The sequence below is a fragment of the Streptomyces bambusae genome, from assembly GCF_019400985.1.
Classification (GTDB): Bacteria; Actinomycetota; Actinomycetes; order Streptomycetales; family Streptomycetaceae; genus Streptomyces; species Streptomyces bambusae_A.
Genome location: NZ_WTFF01000545.1, coordinates 1 through 2651 on the forward strand (window position 1 = coordinate 1; position 2651 = coordinate 2651).

Consider the following 2651-nt stretch of genomic DNA (forward strand, 5'->3'; position numbering starts at 1 on the left):
AGCTAAGCCTTTCAGCGCCGATGGTACTGCAGGGGGGACCCTGTGGGAGAGTAGGACGCCGCCGAACAATCATTGTGGGAAAGCCCCGCACCGATCGTCAGATCTGGTGCGGGGCTTTTCTGCGTTCAGGGTCTACCCACCGGTAGCCGCCGGCCCTACGCTGTGCCGCCATGACCATGACCACCGTGGCGATGCGGCGCGGGCGCGGGGCGCTGGGGTTCAGCTTCTTCGTGCAAGGAGTCACCTTCGCGCTGCTGGTGACACGTATCCCCGCCATCCAGGACCGGTACGGGATATCCGACGGGCTGCTGCCCGCCTTCCTCGCCGCCGTGCCCGTGCTGGCGGGTGTCGCCAGCGTGCTGACCGAGCGGCTGGTGCGCAGGGTGCCGCCCAGTGCCGTGCTGCGGTGGTCCCAGCCGGTGGTGCTGCTCGCGCTGCTGGGCGTCGGGGCCGGCAGCGACATGTGGCATGTGGCGCTCGCGCTGGGGGTGTTCGGGCTCGCGGTCGGTGCGCTGGACGCGTCCATGAACATGCTCGGCGTCAGCCTCCAGCGGACGTACGGGCGGAGCATCATGCTCGGCTTCCACGCCGCCTACAGCCTCGGCGGGATCGTCGGCGCCTCCGCCGCCTGGCTCGCCGCCCACGAACACCTCGGCCTGTTCGCCTCGTACGCGCCCGCCGTCGCCCTCCTGCTGCCGCTCGCGCTCCTCGGCAGCCGCTTCTACGCCGACCGGGCCCCGGCCACGGCCCCCGCCCACGGCAAGGACACCAAGGACACCAAGGACACCAACACCGCAGCCGCCGCGCACACCGGCTTCCGGCTGCTCCTGCCCCTGTGCCTCGTCATGGCCTGCGCGTACATCGGCGACTCCACCGTCTCCAACTGGAGCGCCAAGTACCTCCAGGACGTGCTCGGCAGCTCCGAACAGCTCGCCACCGTCCCCTACAACATCTACATGATCACCACCCTGCTCGGCCGGGCCGTCGGCGACCTCGGCGTGCGGCGCCTGGGCGCCGTGACCGTCGTACGCGGCGGAACGCTGCTGGCCGCCGGCGGGTTCGCCGTGGTGGCCCTGGCGCCCGGTGCGTGGGTGGGGATGCTCGGGTTCACCCTGCTCGGGCTCGGGCTGTGCGTGATCGTGCCGCAGACCTTCGCCGCCGCCGGCAGGCTCTACCCGGAGGTCTCGGACGCCGCCGTCGCGCGGCTGAACATCTTCAACTACGTCGGCTTCCTGATCGGTTCGCCGCTCGTCGGGGCGCTCGGCGACGCCTGGAGCTACCGGGGCGCCATGCTGGTGCCGATGGCCCTGGTCCTGGTGACGCTCGTCCACGCCCGCTCCTTCGGCCCCGAACCCGCCCGATACGGTGGCGGGCATGAGCGGCCGCGGGTTGTTGATGTGGGACGAGGCGGTAACGAAGTATGACTTCGGGCCCAGCCATCCGATGGATCCGGTGCGCCTGGCGCTGACCATGGGCCTGGTGCGCGCCTTCGGGCTGGACCGGGAGCTGGAGGTACGGGCGGCCAGGCCGGCCGGGGAGTCCACGCTGCGCCTGGTGCACCGCGAGGACTACGTGGCGGCCGTCCGGGAGGTGTCCGCCGAACCCGCGGCGGCGGACGGCTCGTACGGGCTGGGGACGGTCGACGACCCCGCCTTCCCCGGGATCCACGAGGCCTCCGCGCTGATCGCCGGGCAGTCGGTGGCGGGGGCGGAGGCGATCTGGCGCGGCGACGCCGAGCACGCGGTGAACTTCGCGGGCGGGCTGCACCACGCGATGCCGGGCGGCGCGTCCGGCTTCTGCGTCTACAACGACCCGGCGCTCGCCATCGCCCGGCTGCTGGAACTGGGCGCGGAGCGGGTGGCGTACGTGGACGTGGACGTGCACCACGGGGACGGGGTGCAGGCGGCGTTCTGGGACGACCCCCGGGTGCTGACCGTCTCGCTGCACGAGCATCCGCGGACGCTGTTCCCGCAGACGGGCTGGCCGGAGGAGACCGGTGGGCCGGCCGCCGAGGGCTCCGCGGTGAACGTCGCGCTGCCGGCCGGCACCGGTGACGAGGGCTGGGTGCGGGCCTTCCACGCCGTCGTGCCCGAGCTGCTGGCGGACTTCCGGCCGCAGGTGCTGGTGACCCAGCACGGCGCCGACACGCACTTCGAGGACCCGCTGGCCCATCTGGCGGTGTCGCTGGACGCCCAGCGGACCGTGCAGGAGGCGTGCCACCGGCTGGCGCACGAGTACGCCGGCGGCCGCTGGCTGGCGCTGGGCGGCGGCGGGTACGCGGTGGTGGACGTCGTGCCGCGGTCGTGGACGCATCTGGTGGCGATCGCCGCGCACCGGCCCGTCGACCCGGAGACGGCGGTGCCGGCGTCGTGGCGGGACGAGGTGTACGCGCGCACCCGGCAGTTGGCGCCGGCCCGGATGACGGACGGGCGGCCGGTGGACTGGCGCGACTGGGAGGCGGGCTACGACCCCGCGGACCGTATCGATCAGGCCGTTCTGGCGACGCGGCGGGCGGTGTTCCCGCTGCGCGGGCTGCTCGCGTAGCGGCGGGGGCGGCTCGTACGGCGGCGGGCGCGGCTCGTACGGCGGCGGGGCCGCTCGTACAGCGGCGGGCGACGCACGGGGGGGGCGCGGGCGGCGGGGGGGGGGGG

At 73.8% G+C, this 2651-nt stretch carries 2 protein-coding genes and 1 rRNA gene; all 3 read left to right on the forward strand.

All coding sequences use genetic code 11. The features are described from left to right. Window positions 1-67: ribosomal RNA gene (gene rrf / locus GPJ59_RS39090) — 5S ribosomal RNA — on the forward strand; the annotation flags it as partial. A gap of 124 nt (window positions 68-191) precedes the next feature. Next, window positions 192-1424 (forward strand): MFS transporter, encoded by a 1233-nt coding sequence (locus tag GPJ59_RS35355; protein WP_374201001.1) that lies wholly within the window; start codon window positions 192-194, stop codon window positions 1422-1424. Then, entirely contained in the window at window positions 1375-2544 is a 1170-nt protein-coding gene (locus tag GPJ59_RS35360) for an acetoin utilization protein AcuC (protein ID WP_219672194.1), read from the forward strand. The genes GPJ59_RS35355 and GPJ59_RS35360 overlap by 50 nt, the downstream gene beginning before the upstream one ends. Window positions 2545-2651: the final 107 nt, after the last annotated feature.

Excerpts from the sequence above, each read along its gene's own strand:
- GPJ59_RS35360 (WP_219672194.1), top strand. The coding sequence starts at position 1,375 with ATGAGCGGCCGCGGGTTGTTGATGTGGGACGAGGCGGTAACGAAGTAT.
- GPJ59_RS35355 (WP_374201001.1), top strand. The coding sequence starts at position 192 with ATGCGGCGCGGGCGCGGGGCGCTGGGGTTCAGCTTCTTCGTGCAAGGA.